The sequence below is a fragment of the Nocardiopsis xinjiangensis YIM 90004 genome (assembly GCF_000341145.1).
Lineage (GTDB): Bacteria > Actinomycetota > Actinomycetes > Streptosporangiales > Streptosporangiaceae > Nocardiopsis > Nocardiopsis xinjiangensis.
Map to the genome: position 1 here is coordinate 1 of NZ_ANBE01000026.1, position 22474 is coordinate 22474.

The following is a 22474-nucleotide window of genomic DNA, read 5'->3' on the forward strand; positions in this document are numbered from 1 at the left end:
GCGTCCGCATCACCCCCCACACCCCCACCACCACCTGGCTCCACACCCTCCAGGAACACCAGGTGGCTGCACGTCAACACGATTACCTGCCGCTGGCGCAGGTCCAGGCCCAGGCGGGGCTGCCGGGTGACACCCCGTTGTTCGACAGCCTGGTGGTGTTCGAGAACTACCCGGTGGAGGAGGGTTCGGCCGAGGAACACGGTCTGAAGGTCCTCGACGTCACCGCCGAGGAAGCCACCAACTACCCGCTGGCACTCAGCGCGTACGCCACTGAGCGGATCCGTCTGCTCATCGGCTACGAACCCGACCATTTCGACGAGGAGACCGTCCACCGTCTGCTCGAGGACCTGTCGGCGATCCTCACCTCACTGGTCCAGGAACCCGGCCGTCCCCTGGCCGCCGTGGCGGGCGCGGACACCTCCGCCACCACCGCCTTCACCGACGGCGCGCAGCTGGATCTGCCCGAGGACACGGTCACCGCGTTGTTCGCCGAGCAGGCACGGCTCCGTCCCGACGCCACCGCGCTCGTCGGCGAGGACGTGGAGTGGACCTACGCCGAGCTCGACCAGCGGGCTCGGGAAATCGCCGACCATCTGCGTGCCCACGGGGCCGGCCACGAGTCCCGCGTGTTCTTGTCCATGCCGCGCTCGCCGCGCGTGGTCGCCGCCATGCTCGGGGTCCTGAAGGCGGGTGCCACCTACGTCCCGCTGCACGACGCCGTTCCGGCCGAACGAGTGGCCGCTCTGGCCGCTGACCACGGGGTGGACACCGCGATCGTCGACCCGGGGATGCTGGAGCTGTACACCGGCACCCCGATCACCGTGCACCAGTACGGTCCGGACGGGATCACCACCCGGTCCGGGGGCCGACCGGAACGGCCGGGCCCCCGNCTCGGCCGCCTACGTGATGTTCACCTCCGGCTCCACCGGCAGGCCCAAGGGCGTGGTGGTCGACCACCGCAACATCGTGGCCCTGACCCGGGACTCCCGTTGGGCGGAGGCGCACGGACGGATCCTGTTCCACTCCCCGCACGCCTTCGACGCGGCCACCTACGAGGTCTGGGTCGCCTTGCTCAACGGCGGAACCGTGGTGCTCGCTCCCGAGCACGGGATCACCACCGACACGGTCCGGTCGGGGGTGCGCGACCACGGGATCACGGCGCTGTTCCTGACCACGGCCCTGTTCAACCTCTTCGCCCAGCAGGACCCCGCCTGCTTCGCGGGACTGCGCCAGGTGTGGACCGGCGGTGAGGCCGCCGACCCGGCCTCCTTCACCCGGGTATCGGAGGCGTGCGAGGCCACCGAGATCGTGCACGTCTACGGCCCGACCGAAACCACCACGTTCGCGACCTGCGCCCCGATCGGCCCTGGGCACGCAGGGAAGGCAAGCTGTCCGATCGGCCGCCCCATGGACGGAACCAGCGCCCACGTGTTGGACACCGCCCTGCGACCGGTCCCGGTCGGCGCGGTCGGCGAGCTCTACATCTCCGGAGAGGGAGTGGCGCGCGGCTACGACCGGCGGCCGGAACTGACCGCCGAGCGGTTCGTCGCCGACCCCTTCGGGTCCGGCGGGCGCCTCTACCGCACCGGCGACCTGGTGCGGTGGCAGGACGATGGACAGATCGAGTTCCTGGGCCGCGCCGACGGACAGATCAAGCTCCGGGGCCACCGGATCGAGCTCGGCGAGATCGAGAACGCCATGGCCGGCGCTGCGGGTGTATCCCGGGCCGCGGCGGCCGTGGTCTCCTCCCCCTCCGGGACACCGGTCCTGGCCGGATACCTGACCGAGGCCGTGCCCGGCACCGTGGACACAGCAGCGGTGGCCGAAGCCATCGCCCGGGTGCTGCCCGGCTACATGGTCCCGTCGTCGATGACCGTCATGGCGTCCCTACCGCTCAACGACAACGGCAAGGTGGACCGCCGTGCGCTGCCCGCACCGGACCGGCCCGCCGAGACCCGGTACGTGGCACCGGAAACACCCACCGAGGAACTCGTGGCCGAGGTCTGGTCCCACCTCCTCGAGGTCGAGCGGATCGGACGCGACGACAACTTCTTCGACGTCGGGGGTGACTCGGTCAAGAGCATCCAGGTCGTCGGGGAGATCCGCACGGCTTTGGACATCACCATGCCCAACCGGGCGCTGTTCGACCACCAGACCGTTCGAGCCTACGCCCGGGCCCTCGAGGACGAGCTCATGGGTGACCTGGCGGACTGATCCCCGGCCGGAAGTGTGGATCGAGGGGCCGGGCGCCTCCGGCGCACGGCCCTGTGTCCCCCCGCCCCACGAACACGGCAGGAGCATGACGTATGAACGACAGCCACAGCGACACCGGACGCGCGACCTCCGACCGGGCGAGGTTGCGTGAAGAGATCCAACGCAGAATGCGTGACCGGGGAAAACGCCACGACGAGATCCCGCTCGTGTCCCGGGACGAGCCCGCCGTACTGTCCTTCGCCCAGCAGCGGCTGTGGATCCTGGACCGGATCGAGCCGGGCCGTGTCGACTACAATTCCGGGTTCGCCCTGGATCTCCGCGGAAGCCTGGAAACCGGGGCGCTCGGGCGGGCGCTGACCGCCCTGGCCCACCGGCACGAGTCCCTGCGCACCACGTTCACCGAGGTCGACGGGCAGGGGCGCCAGGTCGTGGGCTCCCCCGCTCCGGTCCCTCTCTCCGTCACCGACACCGACGACGAGGAGGAACTCGCCGAGCTCGTCGGCCGCCGCTACCGGGAACCCTTCGACCTGGAGACCGGACCGCTGCTACGCGTGCACCTGTTCCGGAACGGGGAACACCGCCACGTCCTGCTCGCCGTCATGCACCACATCATCACCGACGGCTGGTCGCTCGGCACCCTCCAACAGGAGCTGGACCAGCTCTACACCACCGCGCTCGAGAACCCGCATCTGAGCGGTGACGCGCTCGCAGCGGCTCTGGCTCCGCTCCCGTTCCAGTACCTGGACTACGCGGCCTGGCAACGCGGTCGGCTCAGCGGGGAGGCCTACGAGCGCTCACTCACCCATTGGCGGGACCGGCTGACCGGGGCCCGGCCGCTCGAGCTGCCCACCGACCGGCCCCGCCCGCCGGTACGGAGCACGCGGGGCGCCGAATACGGTTTCCGGCTCCCCTCCGCTCTGGTCTCCCGCCTCGAGCAGGTGGGGCGTGCGCACAACACGAACCTGTACATGGTGCTGATGGCTGCCACCCGGATCGCCATGGCGCGGTGGACCCGCGATGACGACGTGGTCCTCGGCACCGTCACGGCGGGCCGGGAGGACCCCCGGTTGCATGGTCTGACCGGCTTCTTCGTCAACACTCTCGCGCTGCGCGGCCGCGTGGACGAGTCGCTGTCCTTCTCCGGGAACCTCACTCGGACCCGTGATGAGGTCCTGGCCGATTTCGACCACGCCGAGGTCCCCTTCGACGCCGTGGTGGACGCGGTCCTGGCCGAACGCGATCCCGCCGTTCCTCCGTTGGTGCAGGCCGCCCTCGTCCTCCAGAATGCCCAGGGCGGCGAGCCGGTGTCCCTGGGTGGACTGGAGGTAAGGCCCTTCCCGGTACGGCGGGGGGGGGAGCACGCGGTCTTCGACCTGACCCTGCAGTTCCATGCGGACTCCGAAGGGCTCGCTGGTTCCGCGGAGTTCAACGCCGACCTCTTCGACGAGACCACCATCGCCCGTTTCGTCTCCGATCTGCACGAGGTCCTGGACTGCGCCGAGGACGTGCGTCCCCTGCAGGCCCTGCGACCTGCAGGGAAGAACATGGGCGCCCTGACCGGTCCGGCCGGGCCCCGGCCGCGGACGCTGTCCGATCTCGTGGCCGAACGGGTGAGCGCCCACCCCGAGGCCGCGGCCCTGACGGGCACCGGGGGCCCGATCTCCTTCGCCGGGCTCGACGCCCGGGCCGCTCGGATCGCCGGCTACCTGCGCGCCCACGGGATCGGGCGCGGGGACCGGGTCGGAGTGTGCGTGGAACGCACCCCGGAGCTGGCTGTGCTGTTCCTGGCGGTGGTCTACGCCGGTGCCGTCCACGTGCCGTTGGATCCGTCCTATCCGTCGGCGAGGCTGGCCCATATGGTCGAGGACGCCGGTCTGGCGGCCGTGTTGGCGTCACCGGGCCAGGAGGGCCAGTGGCTCGGATCGGTACCGGTGCTCCTTCCCGAGGACGGCCGGGGACACGGCCCGCTGCGCGAACCCGTCACTGTGCACGACCCGGCGTACATGCTCTACACCTCCGGTTCCACCGGACGTCCCAAGGGCGTGGTCGTCTCGCACCATGGTCTCGCGGCTCTGGCCCGTACTCTGGGCCGGCCGATGGAGGCCGGGCCGGGCTCCCGATGGCTGCAGTTCGCGTCCCCGAGCTTCGACGCCTTCATCGCCGAGCTGCTGGTCGCGCTGCTCAACGGAGCCACGTCCGTCCTGCTTCCCCAGGCCGACCTGGTCGGTGACGGACTTCCCGCCGCCCTGCGCGAGTACAGCATCAGCCACGTCATCCTGCCTCCAGCGCTCCTGCCGAGCCTGTCGCCCGAGGACCTGGAGCCGGTCGAGCACCTGCTCGTCGCGGGTGAGGCCTGCCCCGGGGAGTTGGTGGCACGTTTCTCGGCGGGCCGCCGGATGTACAACGCCTACGGCCCCACCGAGGCCACCGTGTGCTCCACCGTGAGCGCGCCGTTGTCCGGCTCGGGCACTCCGCCCATGGGCGTTCCGGCCGACGGAACGCGGATCCAGGTGCTGGACCGCTGGCTGCGGCCGGTACGCGACGGGGTCCCGGGTGAGCTCTACATCAGCGGGGACGGCCTCGCACACGGGTACTGGAACCGGCCCGGACTGACTGCGTCGAGTTTCGTCGCCGATCCTCTCGGTCCGCCCGGGGCCCGCATGTACCGGTCCGGGGACGTGGTGCGCCGCCGTCCCGACGGGGAGCTGGAGTTCCTGGGCCGGTCGGACGAACAGGTCAAGATCCGCGGGCACCGCGTCGAACCGGGCGAGGTGGAGACCGCGCTGCAGGACCTGTCCGAGATCGCGCAGGCCGTGGTGACCGTGGACACGGATGCGGCCGGGCCCAGGTTGGCCGCCTACGTGGTGCTCTCCACCGCTCCCGCGCCCACCCCCGCAGAACTGGCCGAGCAGGCTGCCGCGGTACTCCCGGGCTACATGGTCCCCTCCGCGTTCGTCCCGGTGGACCGGATCCCGCTGACCCCCAACGGCAAGACCGACCGCAAGGCGCTGCCGGCCGTCGATTGGACCGAACAGTCCGGGGCCGAGTACACGGCCCCGCGTACCCGGGCCGAACAAGAGCTCGCCGACCTGTGGTGCGTACTGCTCGGGCTGGAGCGTGTGGGTGTCCACGACGACTTCTTCCGGGTGGGCGGGGATTCGGTCGGCGCGGTCCGGATGGTGGCCCGAGCCGCCGACGTCTTCGGTACACGGCTCCAGGTACGCATGGTCTTCGACCACCCCACCATCGCCGAGCTCGCCGGGCTGCTGACGGCCGAGAGGGCCGGGGGCGGGACCGCCGAGGCCGCCCTGGTTCCCGTGTCCCGCGACGCCGCCCTTCCGCTGTCGGCCGCCCAACGCCGCTTGTGGTTCCTCGACCGGTACGAGCCCGGTGGTTCGGAGTACAACTCCGGTGGCGCGCTGCGGCTGACCGGGGCGTTGGACGTGTCCGCCCTGACCGCGGCCCTGGACGCCCTGGTCCACCGGCACGAGTCCCTGCGCACCACGTTCGCCGAAGACGGCGGACGCCCCGTGCAGATCATCGGCGCCTCCACGCAGGCGCGCACGGAAACGGCCGACCTGGGCGACGTCCCCGGCCGGGACCGGGAATCGCGGCTCGATGCACTGCTCCACGAATTCGTGCACCGCCCCTTCGACCTCGCAGAGGGCCCCCTCTTCCGCGCCCTGCTGGTCGGCCTGGGCCCCACAGAACACGTATTGGTCCTGGGTATCCACCACATCGTCGTGGACGCTTGGTCCCTGTCCGTTCTGACCCGGGAACTCGGCCTGCTGTATCGGGCCGCCGTCCGGCCGGGAAGCCGATCCGGACCCGGCCCGCTGGCCGAGGAGGCCGGGCTGCTGCCGCCCCGGTTGCAGTACGCCGATTTCGCCGCGTGGCAGGACGCCTCTCTGGAGTCCGAAACCTTCCATGACGGGCTCGAGTACTGGCGAAGCCTCCTGGAGGGCGCCGAACCCCTCGCGCTTCCCACCGACCGGCCGCGTCCGCCCGTTCGCCGGGGGAGGGGCGCCACCCGCGCCTTCGAGGTCCCCGAGGCCACGCTCGCCGCGGTCAGGTCCCTGGAGGCCGAGCACGGCATCACCCTGTTCATGGTGCTGGCCGCCGCCGTGCAGGTGGTCCTGTCGCGCTACACCGGGCAACGCGACATCGTCCTGGGAACGGTGACCTCCGGCCGCGATCGCGCGGAGCTGGAGGACGTGGTGGGCTTCTTCGTCAACACGCTCGCGCTGCGCATGCGGGTGGAGGAGTCGCTCACCGGATCCGAGCTCCTGGCGAGTGTCCGCGAGAGCCTGCTCACCGCTTACCAGTACGGCGACGTCCCCTTCGACACGGTGGTGGAAGCCGTCGCCCCGCGCCGGGACCCGTCGCGGCCCACACTGGTCCAGGCGGTCCTCTCGTTGCAGAACGCACCCGCTCAGACCTGGGAGATCGACGGTCTGGCCGTGGCCGAGCAGCCGTTGTCCCGGCGCAGTTCCCTGTTCGACCTCAGTGTGGACTTCTACGAGGACGGTGGACGGCTGCACGGGTCGGTGGAGTACGACGTCGACCTGTTCGTCCCGGAGACGATCGACCGGTTCACCGACCACATGTGCCGGGTGTTGACCGGCATCTCGACGGCCCCGGGCGCTGCCGTGCACACGGTGGACCTGGCGTCACCGGAGGAGCACACCGCTCTTCTCGCCGCCGGAGAGGCCGCGGAGGAGGACACCGGGTCCCACGTTCTCGACGGTCTGACCGAATCGGCCGCGACCCGCCCCGACGCGCCGGCACTCACGGGCGGGGCGCACACGCTGACATTCGGTGAACTGGACGAGCGCGTCAACCGTCTGGCCCGGCACCTTGCCGGTACGGGTACCGGCCCCGGTGACCGGGTGGCCACGGTCCTGCCGCGCACCACCGAGGCCGTGACGGGCCTGTTCGCGGTCCTACGCGCGGGTGCGGCCTACGTGCCGATCGACCCCGACGCCCCGGCCGAGCGGGCACGCACCGTCCTGGAGCGTTCGGGAGCCGACCGGGTGCTGACCGTCCCGGACATGGTGGAGCGGGTACGGCGGACCTTGGGCGAGCGGGTCCCGGTCACGACGGTGGAGGCGGCCTCGACCGGACCGGGCGCGCCGGTCACCGACGCCGACAGGACACGCCCGCTGTACGGTGCCCACCCCGCCTACGTGATGTACACGTCCGGCTCGACCGGGACCCCCAAGGGTGTGGTCGTCACCCACGCCAACCTGTGCGCCATGGCCTCTGCCTACCGGGCCGCGGTCCTGGCCGGCCCCGAGACCGCGGGTCGGCAGCTCACCGCCGCGCACGTGGCCGCGTGGACCTTCGATGCTTCCTGGGACCCGCTCGTCTGGCTGCTGAACGGCCACCACCTGCACGTCATCGACGAGCACACCCGCACCGACGCCGAGGCCCTCTGCGACCATCTCGACCGGGAACGGGTGGATTACCTCGACACCACACCCTCGTACCTGGCCCAACTGGTCAACGCCGGTCTGGCGGACGAGGGGCGGCACCGGCTCACCGTACTGACGGTGGGAGCCGAGGCCTTGGACGAGGGCCTGGCCGAACGGCTCTCCTCCGCCGGTGTCCGCGCCGTGCACAATTTCTACGGGCCGACCGAGAACACCGTGAACAGCACGGTCTGGCAGGTCCGTCCCGGAACCTCTCCTCTGATCGGCCGCCCGGTCGCCGGCACCCGTGCTCTGGTGCTCGACCCCTGGATGCGCCCGGTCCCGGTGGGTGTGCGCGGCGAGCTCTACCTGGCGGGGCCCTCACTGGCCCGGGGCTACGACGGAGCACCGGGCCAGACCGCCGAGCGTTTCGTCGCCGATCCCCACGGCTCCGGAGAGCGGATCTACCGGACCGGGGACATCGTCCGCTGGACGAGTGAGCGAGAGCTGCAGTTCATCGGGCGCGACGACGACCAGGTCAAGATCCGCGGTTTCCGGATCGAACTGGGCGAGGTCGAGTCGGTGCTCTGCGCACTGCCCGGTCTACGTTCGGCCTTCGTCCTGGTCCGGGAGGACCGTCCCGGGGTCCGGCGGCTGGTCGGCTACGTCGTCGCGGAGGAGGACTCCTCGGCCGTGAGTGCTGCGACCGTGCGTGAAGGGGCCGCTCGACGGCTGCCCGACTACATGGTTCCGACCGCCGTGGTCGTTCTGGAGGATCTGCCGCTCAACGCCAACGGCAAGGTCGACCGCGGGGCGTTGCCGGCGCCTGCGAACGAGGCCTTCGACACCGCCGGATACGTTCCACCGAGCGGTCCGACGCAGGCTCTCCTGGCCCAGGTCTGGGAAGAGTTGCTGGGTGTGGAGAAGATCGGTGCCCACGACAACTTCTTCGATCTGGGCGGAGACTCGATCCTGAGTATCCAGCTCGTGTCCCGGGTCCGCGCCGCCGGCCGGGAACTGTCCTCCAAGGACGTCTTCCTCCACCAGACCGTCGAGGCGCTGGCCGGCGCCATGGACGAGCAGAAGGAATCGGCCGGTCCGCATGCCGAGGGGCCCGTCCTCGGTGAGGTCACTCCGACCCCGGTGCAGCGTTGGTTCCTCGAGACGCACCCGCGCTCTCCCGAGCACTTCGACATGTCCCTGCTGGCGGAGACCGCCGCGGGCACCGATCCCCACCGGCTCGCACGTGCGGCCGAACACGTGCTGGCCCACCACGACATGCTCAGGCTCAGGGTCGAACACACCGGAAAGGACTGGCGGCAGCATCTGGACGCGGACCCCTCACCCGGGGCGGTGCGTGTCGTGGACGCCGCCGGTCTGTCCGAGTCCGGTGTCGAGGAGGTCCTCGCCCGCGAGGCCGGTCGGCACCGTCCGGCCACACGTTTGGCCCAAGGACCGTTGTTCGAGGCGGTGGTCGTGGACACCGGCGCCGCCGACCGGCACCGCCTGCTGTTGTCGGCCCACCACATGGTGGTCGACGGGGTCTCATGGCGCATCGTCCTGGAGGATCTGGCCACCGCCTACGGGCAGCTGCGTGATGAGCGCCCGGTCGATCTCGGGGCGAGGACCACACCCTTCCCGGTGTGGGCCGAGCGGCTGACCGCCTTCACCCGTCAGGGCGGGTTCGCCGACGACCTGGACGCCTGGCTCGGAGCCGTCTCCGGGGCCGCTCCGTCCGTACCGGTGGATCTGGCCGAAGGCCGCAACGACGTGGCCTCCCAGGCCGTGGTCCCCTCGGATCTTTCCGAGGAGGAGACCGGCGCCCTGCTCTCCCGGGTGCCGGGCGCGTTCCGCTGCCGGATCGACGATGTGCTCCTGGCCGCGCTGGGACGGGTCCTGGCCGACTGGACCGGGTCGGGCCGAGTCCTGGTCGAGAAGGAGGGCCACGGGCGCGAGGACCTGTTCGAAGAGGTGGACCTGTCCCGCACGGTCGGATGGTTCACCACGATTTATCCGGTTCTGCTGGAGCTGCCCGAGGGGGCCGACTGGACCGCAACCGTGGCCGCGGTCAAACGCCGGACCAGGAGCGCCCCGAGCGGTATCGGGTTCGGTGCGTTGCGGTACCTGGACGAGGGCCCCGGCACCGAGCCGCTGCGCCGCCTGCCGGAGGTCCCGGTCTCCTTCAACTATCTGGGCCGTTTCGCGCAGGAGAGCGAGGAGGGGCTCCTCCGCCGGTTCGTGCCCGTGCCCGCTTCGGACCACGCGCCGTCCGAGGAACGCACCAACCTGCTCGACGTCACCGGGTCGGTCACCGGGGGCCGGCTGCACTTCTCCTGGACCTACTCGACCAACCGGCACCACCGGCGGACCGTCGAACGGCTCGCCGAGTCCTTCACCCGGGCTCTGCGCGAGCTGATCTCCGCAGCCGCGAACCGCCGCGGCCGCCGGAACTGATCCACACCCTGCACCGCAACCGTGAGAGGAACGAGGAGTTCATGAGCAACAACCCTTTCGAGAACGAGGACGCCACGTACCTGGTCCTGGTCAACGCCGAGGGCCAGCATTCCTTGTGGCCCTCTTTCGCCGAGGTCCCCGATGGCTGGGACATCGCCTTGGAGGAGACCTCCCGTGAGAAGGCCCTGGCCTACGTGGAGGAGAACTGGACGGACATGCGCCCCAAGAGCCTGGTGAACGCTCTGGGTGAGTGACCCGGGCCCACGAGGGCGGGGGCACCGGTGCGATCCGGTCGCCCCCGCCCCGTTCTTGTACGGGACCGGTGTTCACGCGGGCTCGGCCAGGCGGGCACGTACACGGAACCGCTGCCCCGGGGCCCCCGCGCCGCAGCGGTTCAGAAGCGCCGTCCCCAGGTCGGTGGCCGAGTGCCGGACCCTGTTGCCCTCCCGGGTCGTGGTGATCAACCCGGCTTCCCGAAGCGCTGCGGTGTGTTCGCTGACGGAGGTGGCGGAGACGTGCAGGGCCCGGGCCAGCTCCCCCGTGGAGGTCGGGGTGAGGAGTTCGGTCAGGACCGCCGAGCGGGTACGCCCGAGCAGGCGGCCCAATGCTTGCTGGGAGCGGTCCGGACCCAGGAGCGCGGAGTCCAGGGACCGGTCCGGCCCCAGGGCCGGAAACAGCAGCGCCGTGCGGGAGCGCCCCGAGCCCGGGTCGGTCCACTGCTGCACCCGGGGGCCGGTTCCCAGGAACACCGAGGGGAAGAGGAGGAGCCCGTCGTCCGGGTACACGGTCCGATGCTGCCCGTCCTCCAGTTCCAGACCGTTCTCGCTCCACCGGCAGTCTCTCCCCAGGGAACCGACCACCGCTTCTGCACCCTCCTTGGCCAACCGGGATCCGGCCCGGTCGGCGGCCAAGGACTGGAGCGCATCCACCCGTGCCTGATCGGGAGCCACGACAGCTCGGCCCACCCGGGCCAGGGTTCGCACCGCGCATCGTGCACGCTCGTGCACCGGCAGATCGAACGTGTGCTCCCCGCCGGTCGAGGAGCACTCCCACGGCGGTAAGCAGGAGCGGAAGGACAGAGCTCTGACCAATTCCGCCCGCACGAACGGAAGCTCGGACAAACGGGCGCGGGTCCGGCGTGTCCATTCGCCCCCTCCGGGACGGCCCGGTCCGTGGAGCACGGCCTCCAATGCGTGGACGGTCTCCACCAAGGGGGACAGTCCCGGGTGAATTCGGATACGCGCCGTGTCCCGCACCGTCAAATGGACTCTGGTCACGTACGACAACCTTTCCGATGAGGGTCCTCCGGGTCCGGGGCCACGAGCGGCCTCAGCGGACTCTGCGCAGGTAGGCACGTAGCGCGAGCGGCAGGAGGATGACGTGGCACAGGACCACGGCCACCAGGCTCAACGCCAGCGGGCCCGCAACGGGTCCGCCGATCATCAGCCCACGCACGGTGTCCACGAAGTGGCTGACCGGGTTGACCCCGACCCACAGCTCGAGCCAGCGGGGCATGGTCTCGGGGTCGGCGAAGATGTTGCTCCCGAAGGTCAGCGGCAGGATGACCGCCATCGAGACCCCCGGAACCGCCTGCGGATTGGCGACCATCATCCCGATCAACACCGAGAACCAGCACAGGGTCAGCCCGAACACGATGACCAGCACGCAGGCGAGCAGGGCCGACAACGGGTCGGTCTGGACCCGAAAGCCCAGGGCGAGAGCGAGCAGCAACAGGACGGTCACCGCCACGGCGTAGCGGACGACGTCGCCCAGCACAGCTCCGACCAGGGGAGCCGAGCGTGCGATCGGCAGGCTCCGGAAACGGTCGAAGACCCCTTTGGAGATGTCGGTGTTGAGCGCCATCCCCGTTCCGATGCTCGCGTACATGGTGATCTGCACCATCAGGCCCGGCACCAGGGTCTGCAGGTAGCCCTGCCAAGTACCGGAGATCGCGCCCCCGAACAGGAACACGAACACCATCAGGAACAGGACCGGCTGGATGACCGTGTCGATCAAGGTCGTGGGCGTGCGCACGACGTAGCGCAGGTTGCGTTTGGCCAGGGTCAGCCCGTGCCCGGTCGCCTCCAGGGCACCGATCCGCCGCTTGACCGGCGGAGTCAGGGTGTTTTCCGGGGTCAGGGTCGGAGCGCTCACGCGGAGGCCTCCTCATGGTCGTCGCCGGGCAGGGCACGGCCGGTCAAGGAGAAGAAGACGTCGTCGAGGCTGGGCAACCGCAGGGCCAGTTCGTCGGTGGTGACCGCCTCCTGGTCCAAGCGCCGGACCAGGGCCGACAGCAGCACGGGGTCGTCGGTCGGCGCGGAGATCGAGACCCCGTCGGATGCCAGGGCGGGCTCGGTGTCCAGCAGCTCGGTGAGGAAACCGATCACCCGGTCGGTGTCGGCAGGGTCGACCGTGCGCACATGCAGTGTCTGGGAGCCGGTCGTGCGCTTGAGCTCGGCGGGGGTCCCCCCGGCCACGGTCCGGCCGTGGTCGATCACGGTGATCCGGTCCGCGAGTTCGTCGGCCTCCTCCAAGTACTGCGTGGTGAGCAGGACGGTGGTGCCCTCCTCGGCCAGATCGCGCACGGTCTGCCACAGGTCACCGCGGCTGCGCGGGTCCAAGCCCGTGGTGGGCTCGTCGAGGTAGAGCACCCGGGGGCGTCCGACCAGGCTGGCCGCCAGGTCGATCCGTCGCCGCATACCGCCCGAGTAGGTCTTGACCGGCCGCTCCCCGGCCTCGGTCAGGTCGAAGCGCCCCACGAGTTCCCGGGCGCGTGTCTTCCACTCCCGGCCGGGCAGGCGCAGCAGTTGCCCGATGAGTTCGAGGTTCTCCCTACCGGTGAGCTCTTCATCCACCGACGCGTACTGGCCGGTGAGCCCGATCAGACCGCGTACCGCGACCGGGTCGCGCAGGGCGTCGTGGCCGGCCACGTGCACACTGCCCTGGTCGGGCTGCGCCAGCGTCGCCAGGATCCGCACCATCGTGGTCTTGCCGGCCCCGTTGGGGCCCAGGACCCCCAGGATCGACCCGGTGGGAACCTCTAGATCCACCCCGTCCAGTGCGGTGGTGTGGCCGAATCGCTTGACCAGGCCGGAGGCCCGGATACATACGTCCGTCACGATTCCTCCTCTCGTTCGCACCACTGTCCCGGCGCGGGCGGACACCGGGCGGACAGTGGGCGGACAGGAGCGGACACCGGCCGGACGAGGGGCTCTTCAATCGCCTGCTCCGATCACCTCCGTCGGCGTGGTGCGCAGAGCAAGGCGCACCGGGAGCACGACCGAGGCGTACCCCAGCACGGCCGTGGCGGAGACAAGGGCGACGTAGACCAAGGGCGAGCCCGCCGGGACGGGGGTTCCGAGGAAGGCCGTGCTCAGCACCGCCAGGGGCAGCGCGGCCACCAGAGTGCCCAGCAGGACCGCGAGCACGATGATCACGCACGCCTCCCACCTCTGCGCGTTCAGTACTTGGCGGCGAGTGGCCCCGATCATCCGCAGCAGGGCGAACTCGCGCGAGCGGGCAGTGGTGGACATCACCAGACTGTTGACCACCGCGATCGCGATGTAGCCCAGGATGACCGCCAAACCGGTGAGGTTGACCCAAGCGGCCAGGTCGGCCTCGGCCCGAGCGCTGTCCGCGAACCCTTCCCGGTCGGTGATCTGCAGGGTCGGGTACCGCTCGGTGAAATCGGCCAGCGCCGAGTGCAGTTCCTCGGTCCGAACCCCTTCGGCCGCACCGGCCAGGACCTGGGACGGCGGGCCCGTGTGACCCTCCACGGCCTCCTCGGGCAGCATCGCCTCGCCCAGCCCCAGCCCACGGTCGTAGGTGGCGACCAGTTGCACCGTGGCCGGCGTGCCGTCTCCCAGGTACACGTCGATCTCCTCCCCCACGTCCGCCCCGAGCAGGTTCGCCCCGGAACGCTCCATCGCCACCGCCGCGCCGCTCAGGTCGGCCAGGTCGCCCTCGACGAGACCGGGATCCAGGTTCTCCCGCAGTCCTTCGCTCTCGACCCCCCGGGCAGAGAAGGAGGCCAGTTCGGGATCACCGAAGATCGGGCGGGGCACGACCAGACGGGTCTCCTGCAGTGGAGTGACCGCGCCGGCCTCGGGCAGCTCCGCCAGGTCCTCGACGACCTCGGGGGCCATCCCCCCGGAACCGGTGTCGCTCACCACCGCGTCCGCGCCGATCCCTTCCTCGACCTGGCCGGAGACCGCCCCGGCCACCACCGACTGGGTGTGGACCATGGACAGGGTGAAGCCGACGGCGAGCACCAGCGGGGTCAGCACGCCCCCCAGCCGGCGCAGGTCGGCCCCGGCGGACTCGGCGGCGAGGAAACCGCTCACCCGGCTCCGGCGCAGCGGGCGCACCAGGGCCTCCACCAGCGGGCGCAGCAGCACGGGCCCCAGCAGCGCCACCGCGATCACCAGCAGCAGGGCCGCGCTGCCCGTCCCCGCGGCCCCGGCATCGTTGCGCAGGGCGATCGGGGTCATCGCCGCACTGGCGGCGAGCACCACGCACACCATCCCCGCTACGCCCCGCCATCGTGCGGGAGGACCGGAGGTGGGAGTGGTCTCGCGCATCGCCTCCACGGGGTTGGCCCACGCAGGGCGCAATGCCACGGCCGTGCCCGCGAGCAGGGCGGTCAGCGTGATCAGCAGCACCGCGGCGACCATGGGCAGCGCTCCGACCACGAGCGGCAGGTCGGCGGGCAGGACCCCGAACCGTGTGAAGGCCCCGTGCATGGCCCGGGCGACCAGGATCCCGGGCAGGCAACCCAGAAGGCCGGCCACCAGGGACAGCAGCAGGGCCTCGGCGCCGACCATGCGCAAGAGCTGGCCAGGGGTGGAGCCGATGGCGCGCAGGACCGCGAGTTCGCGCCGGCGGGCGTTGAGCGACAGGGCCATCGTCCCCGAGACCACGAACAGGGCGATGAGCACCGCCAAGCCGCCGAAGGAGGCGGAGATCATCAGCAGGAGCCCGCGCGCTTCCCCCACGTCGGAGAACTCGGCCCGGCTGGTGTCCTGGCCTGTGCGGACGGTCACGGGGGTCTGCCCCGCGGCGGCCTCCACGGCACCGGTCAGCTCCTCGGCAGCCACACCCGGAGCAGCCACGAGCCCGATCGCGTCGAAGGACCCGGGTTCCTGTGCCAGGCTGCGGGCCTCGTCCGGGTGCAGGAACACCGAGCCGCCGCGTCCCTCGCCGGCGTTCTGGTGGGCGACGGTGCCGCTGACCCGGTACTCGGCGGGAACGGCCCCGCTGACCAGGTCCACGGTCTCCCCCGGCCCGGTCCCGAGTTCCTCGGCCAGGCCGGTGGTCAACGCCACCTCCCCGGTCTCCTCGGGGGCCCTGCCCTCCTGGGGCGTGAAAGGCGCCAGCGGGGCGGTGTCCCAACCGTGGCCGGAGACCGGCACGGGATCCCGGCCGCCGGGTGCGGCCGCGGCCAGGGACAGGTGGTGGTCACCGACCGCCGTGTCCACCTCCTCCAGGGTTTCCAGTTCGCCGACCAGGTCGGCGGGCAGGCGGACCGGTTCGGAAAGGCGCTCGGAGACGGTGAAGTCACCGCCGGGCAACCGCAGGGTCTGCTCACCGTCGACGACCGCGTCGGCGCCGGCATAACGGTGGGGGTCCACGGAAGAGCGCAAGCCGGACTCGACGAGGATCCCGGAGGCCGTGATCAGAGCGGCCGCGCACAGCAGGGAGACGAACGCCCCCGCGAAAGAACCCTTGCGGGCGCGCAAGGTCTTCCAGGCGATCTCGAACATCACCGCTCCCCGAGCCGGCTGATCCGCTCGGCCACAGCGGCAGGGGTCGGGGCCCCGAGGGAATCCACGAGCCGGCCGTCGGCCAGGAAGAGCACGTTCTGGGCGTAGGAAGCGGCCACGGGGTCGTGGGTGACCATCAGTACGGTCTGGCCCAGCTCGTCCGCGCTCTCGCGCAGGAGCGAGAGCACCTGGGCACCGGAGCGGGAGTCCAGGGCCCCGGTGGGCTCGTCGGCCAACACCAGTTCGGGACGGGTGATGAGCGCGCGGGCCACGGCGGCCCGCTGCTGTTGACCGCCGGACAGTTCGGCGGGCCGGTGGTGCAACCGTTCGGCCATCCCGACCCGGCCGACCACCTGCTCGGCCCACTCCCGGTCCACGGCGGTGCCGCTCAACCGCAGCGGCATGGTGATGTTGTCCTGGACCGTGAGCGCCGACAGCAGGTTGTAGGCCTGGAAGACGAATCCCACACGTTCGCGGCGCAGCCGGGTGAGCCGGTTCTCCGACAGCCCGGAGAGCTCGGTCTGCCCCAGCCACACCTCACCGCTGGTCGGACGGTCCAGGCCGGCGGCGCAGTGCAGGAACGTGCTCTTGCCCGATCCGGAGGGGCCCATTACCGCAGTGAAGCCGGATTTGGCAAGCTCTACGGAAATACCTTGAAGTGCGCTCACTTTTCCAGCACCCGAACCATAGGTGCGGTAAACTTCCCTCATTCTCAGTGCGAAGCCCTCTTCCGCAATTACGGAAGGCCCGGAACAACCCCTGCCGCTTGCATCTCTTCCTTCGAGCAAAAGAACTCCCTTGTCGATTCCCCGGCGGATGCTACCATCAACCCGGAATTGGCCCCTCACAGATTTCCGGGGATTTTCCTTTGACGCACGCGGGTGAACTCCTGCATCAACACCGGACGGCACTGGAACACACGGCCCGTGGAGCGCGCTACACCGCGTCGGCGGGGGCGGGAGCCTTGCGCTCCTGGGCGTTGTCGGGCGGATTCCTGCTGACCCATGTACTGGTCGTCCTCCTTGTCGGCGCTTCGCTGCTCGAACGGATGAAGAGGCTGCTCGAACAGAGCACCGAGAAGGACCTTCGACTGGCTCGCGCGCACTTGGACCGGGACTCCGACCGCGAAGGACCACCATCCCACCGAGTGGAATTCCGGGTCTCGCTGTGCTGGATGGTCGCCCATTCCCTGGCCGGCCTGGCCTGCGCGCTCGTGATGTTCGTCCTGGCTGTGGGTGTCGTTGTTTCCCTGACCTGTCCGCTGTGGTGGTGGATGCTGCCCCCGGAAATAGCGGTCAGCCCCGGCGGCTATCCGGTGGACTCCTGGCCCGCGGCACTGCTCACCCCGATCGTGGCCCTGGTCTATCTCGCCCTGTTCGTGGTCTGCGTCCCGCGCCTGGCGGACGGCCACGCCCTGCTGGCCCACAAGATGCTGCTCGGCACGAACAGAGGCAGGCTCAGGACCCGGATCGCGGAGGTCACCGCGCTGAGGCAGACGGCCCTGGAAGCGCACGGCCTGGAGCTGCGCCGGATCGAGCGCGACCTGCACGACGGGACCCAGAACCGGCTGGTCGCGGTCCGTATGCATCTGGGCCTGGTCGAACGCCTGCTGGCCGAGGATCCCGAACGTGCCCGGGAACTCGTCGCGGTCGCCAAGGGCGCCGCCGAAGAGGCGCTCGGTGAGCTGCGCGGTGTCGTGCGCAGTATCTATCCGCCCATCCTGGCCGACCAGGGCTTGGCCACGGCGTTGTCCTCCCTGGCCTCGCGCTCGACCGTGGACTGCTCGGTGGACGTGTCGGAGCTGTCCCGGCTGCCCGCAGCGGTGGAGACGGCCGCCTACTTCGTGGTCACCGAGGCGCTGACCAACATCACCAAACACTCCGGGGCCTCCCGCGCGCACGTGGTGGTCGGTGAGCACGACGGTGAGATCGGCATCGAGGTCACCGACGACGGGCGGGGCGGCGCCGATGAACAACAGGGAAGCGGGCTGTCCGGAATCCGTCAGCGGGTGGCGGCTTTCGAGGGACGGACCCGGATCATCAGCCCGCCGGGCGGGCCGACCACGATAGAGGTGAAACTGCCGTGCGCGTTCTGATCGCCGAGGACGACGCGCTCCTGCGCCAAGGACTCGTCCTGCTTCTGGAGACGGAGGGGTTCGACGTCGTCGGAGCTGCCCGGGACATCGCGGAGTTCTGGGCGCTCTTCGACGAGCACCGGCCCGATGCGGCCGTCCTCGACATCCGTCTGCCGCCCGATTTCCGCCGCGAGGGGTTGGAGGCCGCGATCCGGCTCCGCCAACAGAGCCCGGGCTTTCCGGTACTGGTGTTGTCGGCCCATGTCGAGGAGGGTTACGCCGCCGAACTGCTCTCCGACAGCCGGGCCGTCGGCTATCTCCTCAAGGACCGGGTCGGTGACGTCGCCGAGTTCGCGGAGGCGCTCGAGCGGGTCACCCGTGGCGGGGTTGCGCTGGACCCGGAGGTGGTCTCCCACCTGATGCGCGGCCCCAGTAGCGGGGACCCGTTGGGGTCGCTGACCCCCAGGGAGCTCCAGGTGCTCGGGCTCATGGCCGAAGGCCACGGCAACACGCGCATCCGCGAGTTGCTCGGGCTGTCCACACCCGCGGTGGGCAAACACATCGGTTCGGTCTTCACCAAGCTCGGGCTCACCCAGGAAGGCAGCGGGCATCGCCGTGTCCAAGCGGTGCTGGCCTACTTGGGGAGCGGCACGGCACCTGAGGCGCCCTCGGCGTAGGCGCGTGCGAACCCTTCCTCACCCATCTTCCCGGCCAGTTCACGCACCAGCGAACGCACCCTGGGATTGCCGTGGTCGCGCCGTCCCCGCAGGCGGGTGGCGGTACCGAGCGCGCGTGCCGCACCCGCCGGGTCCTCCGCCTGCCCCAGGGCGCCGGCCACCAGTTCGGCCGTTTGCGCGCGGACGTCGGGCACCCCGAGCAGGCGGGCGGACTCCCACGCTCGGAGCGCCCTCTCTCGGGCCCGCTCCGTCTCGTTCTCGGCCAGGGCGAGCATTCCCTCCTGGCGCAGCAGCACCACTCGTAGGTAGTCCGGGTCGGCCAGGGGGCCCGACATCAGGTTCCGGGCCCGCGTGAGCAGCTCGCGTGCGGCCCCGGGCTGTTCTCGGAGCAGCGCCAGGTCCGCCAGGCCGACCAGACACAGGATGCGGTGTTCGACGGTGGGGGCCTCCGTGGTGTCCAGGACCTCGCGGAAGGTTTCCTCGGCCTCGGTGGTGTTCCCGGCCCGGGCGAGCTCGTCGCCCAACCGGATCAGGATGAGGGTGAAGTGCTCGGAGGCGCCCAACGAACGCTTCAGTTCCAGGGCTCTCCTGAGGTCGGCGACCGCACCGTCCACGTCGCCGCGCGCGGAACGGAACCCCGCTGAGGCGGCGATCAGCTGCGCGCTCGTCCACGCGTCCCCCAGTTCCCAGAAGGCCTCCGCCGCGACCTGGATGTCGCGCTCGGCCCCGGCCGCGTCCCCGGCGGCCTCGACGGCCAGCGCGGAGGTGGCCCGGCCCGCGGCCCGCACCCAGGGATGAGGGTGGGCCAGGGCGGTCTCGGCGTCGGCCCGCACCCCCTCGTGGTCGTCCTGCAGCAGACGGTGCTTGGGGGTGATCATCGCCAACGGTGGGTGCGCCGCCAGCGCGGCGGCGTCGGGGACCGCCGGCCCGGTGCGGGTGCCGGCTTGCGAGGGGCCGGCGGTCTCGGGCCGGGGCAGGATCGAACGCACCGCGTCCGCGAGCATCCGGGTGGTCGGTCCGTGGACCCCCTGGTGACGGTCGAGTTCCTCGTACCAGCGTCCGGCCTCCTCGTAGCGGCCCCGGATGATCCAGTACCAGCTCGAGGCCGCGGTGATCCGCACCGCCCGGTCCGGATCCCCGTCACCACAGGCGTGGCGCAGGCTTTCCAGGAGGTTGTCGTGCTCGCTGTCGAGGATCTCCAACCCGCGCGGTTGGTCGCGGCCGAGCAGCATCTCGGCGGCGTCCTCGGCCAGGGCGGCGGCGTGGTCGGCGGCCGCGTTCCGCGTACGTGTCTCCTCACCGGCATCACGCAGGCGTTCGGCCAGGTAGACCCGTGCGGTCTCCAACAGGCGGTACCGCGGCTCCCCCGGGCGCGGTTCGGTGACCGAGAGCAGGGACTTGTCGGTGAGGGAGGACAGCAGGTACGGCACCTCGTCCCCGGACACGCTCTCCGCGGCGCACACGGCCCGGGCGGTGTCGACGGTGGCACCGCCCGGCAACACCGACAGACGGCGCGCCATCAGCCGCTCCTGGTCGGTCAACAGGTCCCAGGTCCAGTCCAGGACGGCTCGCAGGGTCCGGTGGCGGGCGTTGGCGGCGCGCCGTGTGCCCGACAGGAGCCGGAAGCGTTCGTCGAGGTGGTGGGCGATCTGCTGCACCGTCATCGAGCGGGTGCGCGCGGCGGCCAGTTCGATGCCCAGGGGGAGCCCGTCCAGCCGGCGGCAGATCTCGATCACCACGGAGGCGTTGTCGGCACCGACGGTGAACCCGGGCCGGGCCAGGGAGGCCAGTTCGGTGAACATCGCCACGGCCTCTCCTCCGTCTTCCTCGGGCACGTGCAGGGGCTCGACACGGAGCAGGGCCTCGCCGTCGGTCGCCAGGGGCTCGCGGCTGGTGGTCAGGATCTGCAGATCCGGGCATCGGGTGAGCAGACGGTGCACGAGGGCGGCGGCCTCGTCGGCCAGGTGTTCGCAGTTGTCCAGGACCAGCAGGGTGGGGGCGGCCGACAGGGCCGAGACCAACCGGGTGAACCTGTCGTGGCCGGGGGGCGCCAGGAGGGCCTCGCCCGTGCCCAGCATGGCGGCGACGGCCTCGATCAGGCTGTCGTCCCCACGCAGGGGCCCCAACTCGGCGAAGCGCACTCGCAGGTGCGCAGCGGCTCGGGCGGTGTACTCGGCGGCCAGCCGGGTCTTGCCCACCCCTCCTGGGCCGAGCAGGGTCACCAGGCGGGTGCGTTCCATGAGCGTGCCGATGGCGGCGAGTTCCTCGGCCCGCCCGAAGAAGCGGGTCAGGTAGGGGTTGGTCCACTCCGAGGTCCGTGCCGGGGCGTGATCACGCAGGATCTGACCGTGGAGTTCACCGATCCACGGGGCCGGGTCGGCGCCCAGCTCCTCGGCCAGGGTGCGCCGTAGGTCCTCGTGAACGGTCAGGGCCGCGCTGCTCTGCCCGCTCTCGTGCAGGACCCGCATGAGCAGACCGTGGCAGCGTTCCCGGGTGGGATGGGCCGAGCACAGGGCGCGGAGTTCGGGAATGGTCCCGGTGGGATCGCCCGTGCGCGAGACGGCGTCGGCGCGGTCCTCGGCGGCCGCGGTCCTGAGCTCTTCCAGGCGCGGTACTTCTCTGCGGGCGAACTCGGCCTCCACACCGCTCAGGGGGGCTCCCCGCCACAGCGCCAACGCCTCGTTCAGCAGCCCTTCCGCGCGGTCGGGGGCGTGCGCCCTGAGCAGCCGGGCGCCGTCGGCGACGAGGTGTTCGAAGTGCAAGGCGTCGACCTCTTCGGCCGGCAGGTCCAGGAGGTAGCCGCCGCGTTGGGCATGGGGGCCGATCCTCAGGCCGTGTTCGCCCAGCCGGGTCCGGGCGCGTGAGGCGAGGCGGCGCAGAGTGTCCGCGCCGCCCTCGGGGGGAGCGCTGTCCCACAGGTCGTCGATGAGCGTGTCCACGGACACCGCCCGGCCCGGGGACAGGGCCAGCCGTGCCAGGAGAACGGACATGCGCCGTCCTCCGAGCGGTAGGGCATCGCCCTTCTCGTCCCGGATCTGGAGGGGGCCCAGCATGCACACGCGCACCCGGTCAATCTGCCAGAGCAGTCGGCGAACCCACAAATCCGGGGGCGTGCTTTCCGTGCCCGCGCGCTGCCTGCCCGTTGCCCGCCGCTGTCCACCAGTGGCGCAGGCGGCCTCGTCCGCACCGGTCCCTGTACATACGGCGAACTGCGCATCCCGGAACCGCGGGGGAAACAGCACACGGATCGGACATATACAACAGAAGTCAATTTCTGAATCATGCGATACAGAATCCTCATGAATCAACCGGAGAATCAGCAACGCCGACAAGGCCCTCATCTTCCAGAGCGCGCTCTCCCACCACCGGTTGTCGGGCACGGGGCGGACACCATCCGCCCCGTGTTCTCCACCCGTCCCTACGGTCGGCTCGGGCCTCACAGGGGCAGGTATTGAGCCGACAAGAGAGCGCCGAACAGAAGGATGAGTGCGAGGAGCACGGTCCCGACCACCGATACCGTCGTCCACCGTGTGGCGGGCAGGCGCCGGAGCACGACGATGCTCACCGGCAGCAGCACGAGCACGCTCGTGGCCACCCTCGGCATGGGACTCCACGTCACGAAGCTGACCATGACGTGGCCGGCGGCGTTGACGATCAGCGCGTAGAAGACCGCCGAGAGGGCCTCGGTGCTCCACCGAGGCGGCAGGAACACCGAAACCACGGCGAGGACCCCCACGGCCACGGTCACGATGACGAACGCGGCCGTGAACTGTCCGTCGCTCAGTTGGAGGGCCTGGGTGGGAAACCACGGTTGCGCGGCAAGCCACCGGTAGAGGCCGAACGCGCCCTCTTCGACGTTGTGCCCCGTCCACATGCCCCCGG

The 22474-nt window shown here is 70.9% G+C and carries 12 protein-coding genes and 1 pseudogene; 6 read left to right on the plus strand and 7 right to left on the minus strand.

The genetic code is table 11. The features are described from left to right. Positions 1-62 precede the first annotated feature (62 nt). The 4 genes and pseudogenes from D473_RS28135 to D473_RS0112930 form a co-directional block, all read left to right on the plus strand. Positions 63-719 (plus strand): annotated as a pseudogene (locus tag D473_RS28135) (AMP-binding protein); the annotation flags it as partial. Between the two features lie 187 nt (positions 720-906). Continuing rightward, positions 907-2214, plus strand: a complete 1308-nt coding sequence (locus D473_RS28140) for a non-ribosomal peptide synthetase (protein WP_017609486.1) — start codon at positions 907-909, stop codon at positions 2212-2214. Between the two features lie 92 nt (positions 2215-2306). Beyond that, a complete protein-coding gene (locus D473_RS0112925) occupies positions 2307-10079 on the plus strand; it encodes a non-ribosomal peptide synthetase (protein ID WP_017609487.1) in 7773 nt (2590 codons plus the stop codon). A gap of 41 nt (positions 10080-10120) precedes the next feature. Further along, entirely contained in the window at positions 10121-10333 is a 213-nt protein-coding gene (locus D473_RS0112930; protein WP_017609488.1) for an MbtH family protein, read from the plus strand. A gap of 72 nt (positions 10334-10405) precedes the next feature. Here the strand turns inward: D473_RS0112930 and D473_RS24805 are convergent, their stop codons facing one another. From D473_RS24805 to D473_RS0112955, 5 genes are all read right to left on the minus strand, one after another. Beyond that, complete coding sequence (locus D473_RS24805; RefSeq protein ID WP_026126892.1) at positions 10406-11356, minus strand: ArsR/SmtB family transcription factor; 951 nt, start codon at positions 11354-11356, stop codon at positions 10406-10408. Positions 11357-11408: 52 nt separating this feature from the next. Next, positions 11409-12233, minus strand: a complete 825-nt coding sequence (locus D473_RS0112940; protein WP_017609490.1) for an ABC transporter permease — start codon at positions 12231-12233, stop codon at positions 11409-11411. Then, a complete protein-coding gene (locus D473_RS0112945; RefSeq protein WP_017609491.1) occupies positions 12230-13198 on the minus strand; it encodes a daunorubicin resistance protein DrrA family ABC transporter ATP-binding protein in 969 nt (322 codons plus the stop codon). Before D473_RS0112945 ends, D473_RS0112940 begins: the two co-directional genes overlap by 4 nt. A 96-nt stretch (positions 13199-13294) precedes the next feature. Continuing rightward, the gene (locus D473_RS0112950) at positions 13295-15841 is read right to left on the minus strand and encodes an FtsX-like permease family protein (protein WP_017609492.1); all 2547 of its coding nucleotides are present in this window, start codon (positions 15839-15841) and stop codon (positions 13295-13297) included. Beyond that, entirely contained in the window at positions 15841-16551 is a 711-nt protein-coding gene (locus tag D473_RS0112955) for an ABC transporter ATP-binding protein (RefSeq protein ID WP_083917998.1), read from the minus strand. The genes D473_RS0112950 and D473_RS0112955 overlap by 1 nt, the downstream gene beginning before the upstream one ends. Positions 16552-16709: 158 nt before the next feature. Between D473_RS0112955 and D473_RS0112960 the strand changes: the two genes are divergently transcribed. Together D473_RS0112960 and D473_RS0112965 are read left to right on the plus strand one after the other, a co-directional pair. Continuing rightward, positions 16710-17936 carry a sensor histidine kinase gene (locus D473_RS0112960; RefSeq protein WP_026126893.1) on the plus strand — a complete coding sequence of 409 codons (1227 nt, stop codon included), beginning with the start codon at positions 16710-16712 and terminating at the stop codon, positions 17934-17936. Further along, on the plus strand, positions 17924-18592 hold the full coding sequence (locus tag D473_RS0112965) for a response regulator transcription factor (RefSeq protein ID WP_017609495.1): 669 nt from the start codon (positions 17924-17926) through the stop codon (positions 18590-18592). Before D473_RS0112960 ends, D473_RS0112965 begins: the two co-directional genes overlap by 13 nt. Here the strand turns inward: D473_RS0112965 and D473_RS0112970 are convergent. Both D473_RS0112970 and D473_RS0112975 read right to left on the minus strand, forming a co-directional pair. Next, positions 18550-21582 carry a BTAD domain-containing putative transcriptional regulator gene (locus D473_RS0112970; RefSeq protein ID WP_017609496.1) on the minus strand — a complete coding sequence of 1011 codons (3033 nt, stop codon included), beginning with the start codon at positions 21580-21582 and terminating at the stop codon, positions 18550-18552. The two genes, D473_RS0112965 and D473_RS0112970, sit on opposite strands and share 43 nt — an antisense overlap. Positions 21583-22028: 446 nt before the next feature. Next, the gene (locus D473_RS0112975; RefSeq protein ID WP_152436835.1) at positions 22029-22466 is read right to left on the minus strand and encodes an HXXEE domain-containing protein; all 438 of its coding nucleotides are present in this window, start codon (positions 22464-22466) and stop codon (positions 22029-22031) included. Positions 22467-22474: the final 8 nt, after the last annotated feature.

Bases quoted from the DNA above. Each gene is read 5' to 3' on its own strand.
- D473_RS0112955 (WP_083917998.1), bottom strand. From the start codon at position 16,551: ATGAGGGAAGTTTACCGCACCTATGGTTCGGGTGCTGGAAAAGTGAGC.
- D473_RS0112925 (WP_017609487.1), top strand. From the start codon at position 2,307: ATGAACGACAGCCACAGCGACACCGGACGCGCGACCTCCGACCGGGCG.
- D473_RS28140 (WP_017609486.1), top strand. From the start codon at position 907: ATGTTCACCTCCGGCTCCACCGGCAGGCCCAAGGGCGTGGTGGTCGAC.
- D473_RS0112975 (WP_152436835.1), bottom strand. From the start codon at position 22,466: ATGTGGACGGGGCACAACGTCGAAGAGGGCGCGTTCGGCCTCTACCGG.
- D473_RS0112970 (WP_017609496.1), bottom strand. From the start codon at position 21,582: ATGTCCGTTCTCCTGGCACGGCTGGCCCTGTCCCCGGGCCGGGCGGTG.
- D473_RS0112930 (WP_017609488.1), top strand. From the start codon at position 10,121: ATGAGCAACAACCCTTTCGAGAACGAGGACGCCACGTACCTGGTCCTG.
- D473_RS0112950 (WP_017609492.1), bottom strand. From the start codon at position 15,841: ATGTTCGAGATCGCCTGGAAGACCTTGCGCGCCCGCAAGGGTTCTTTC.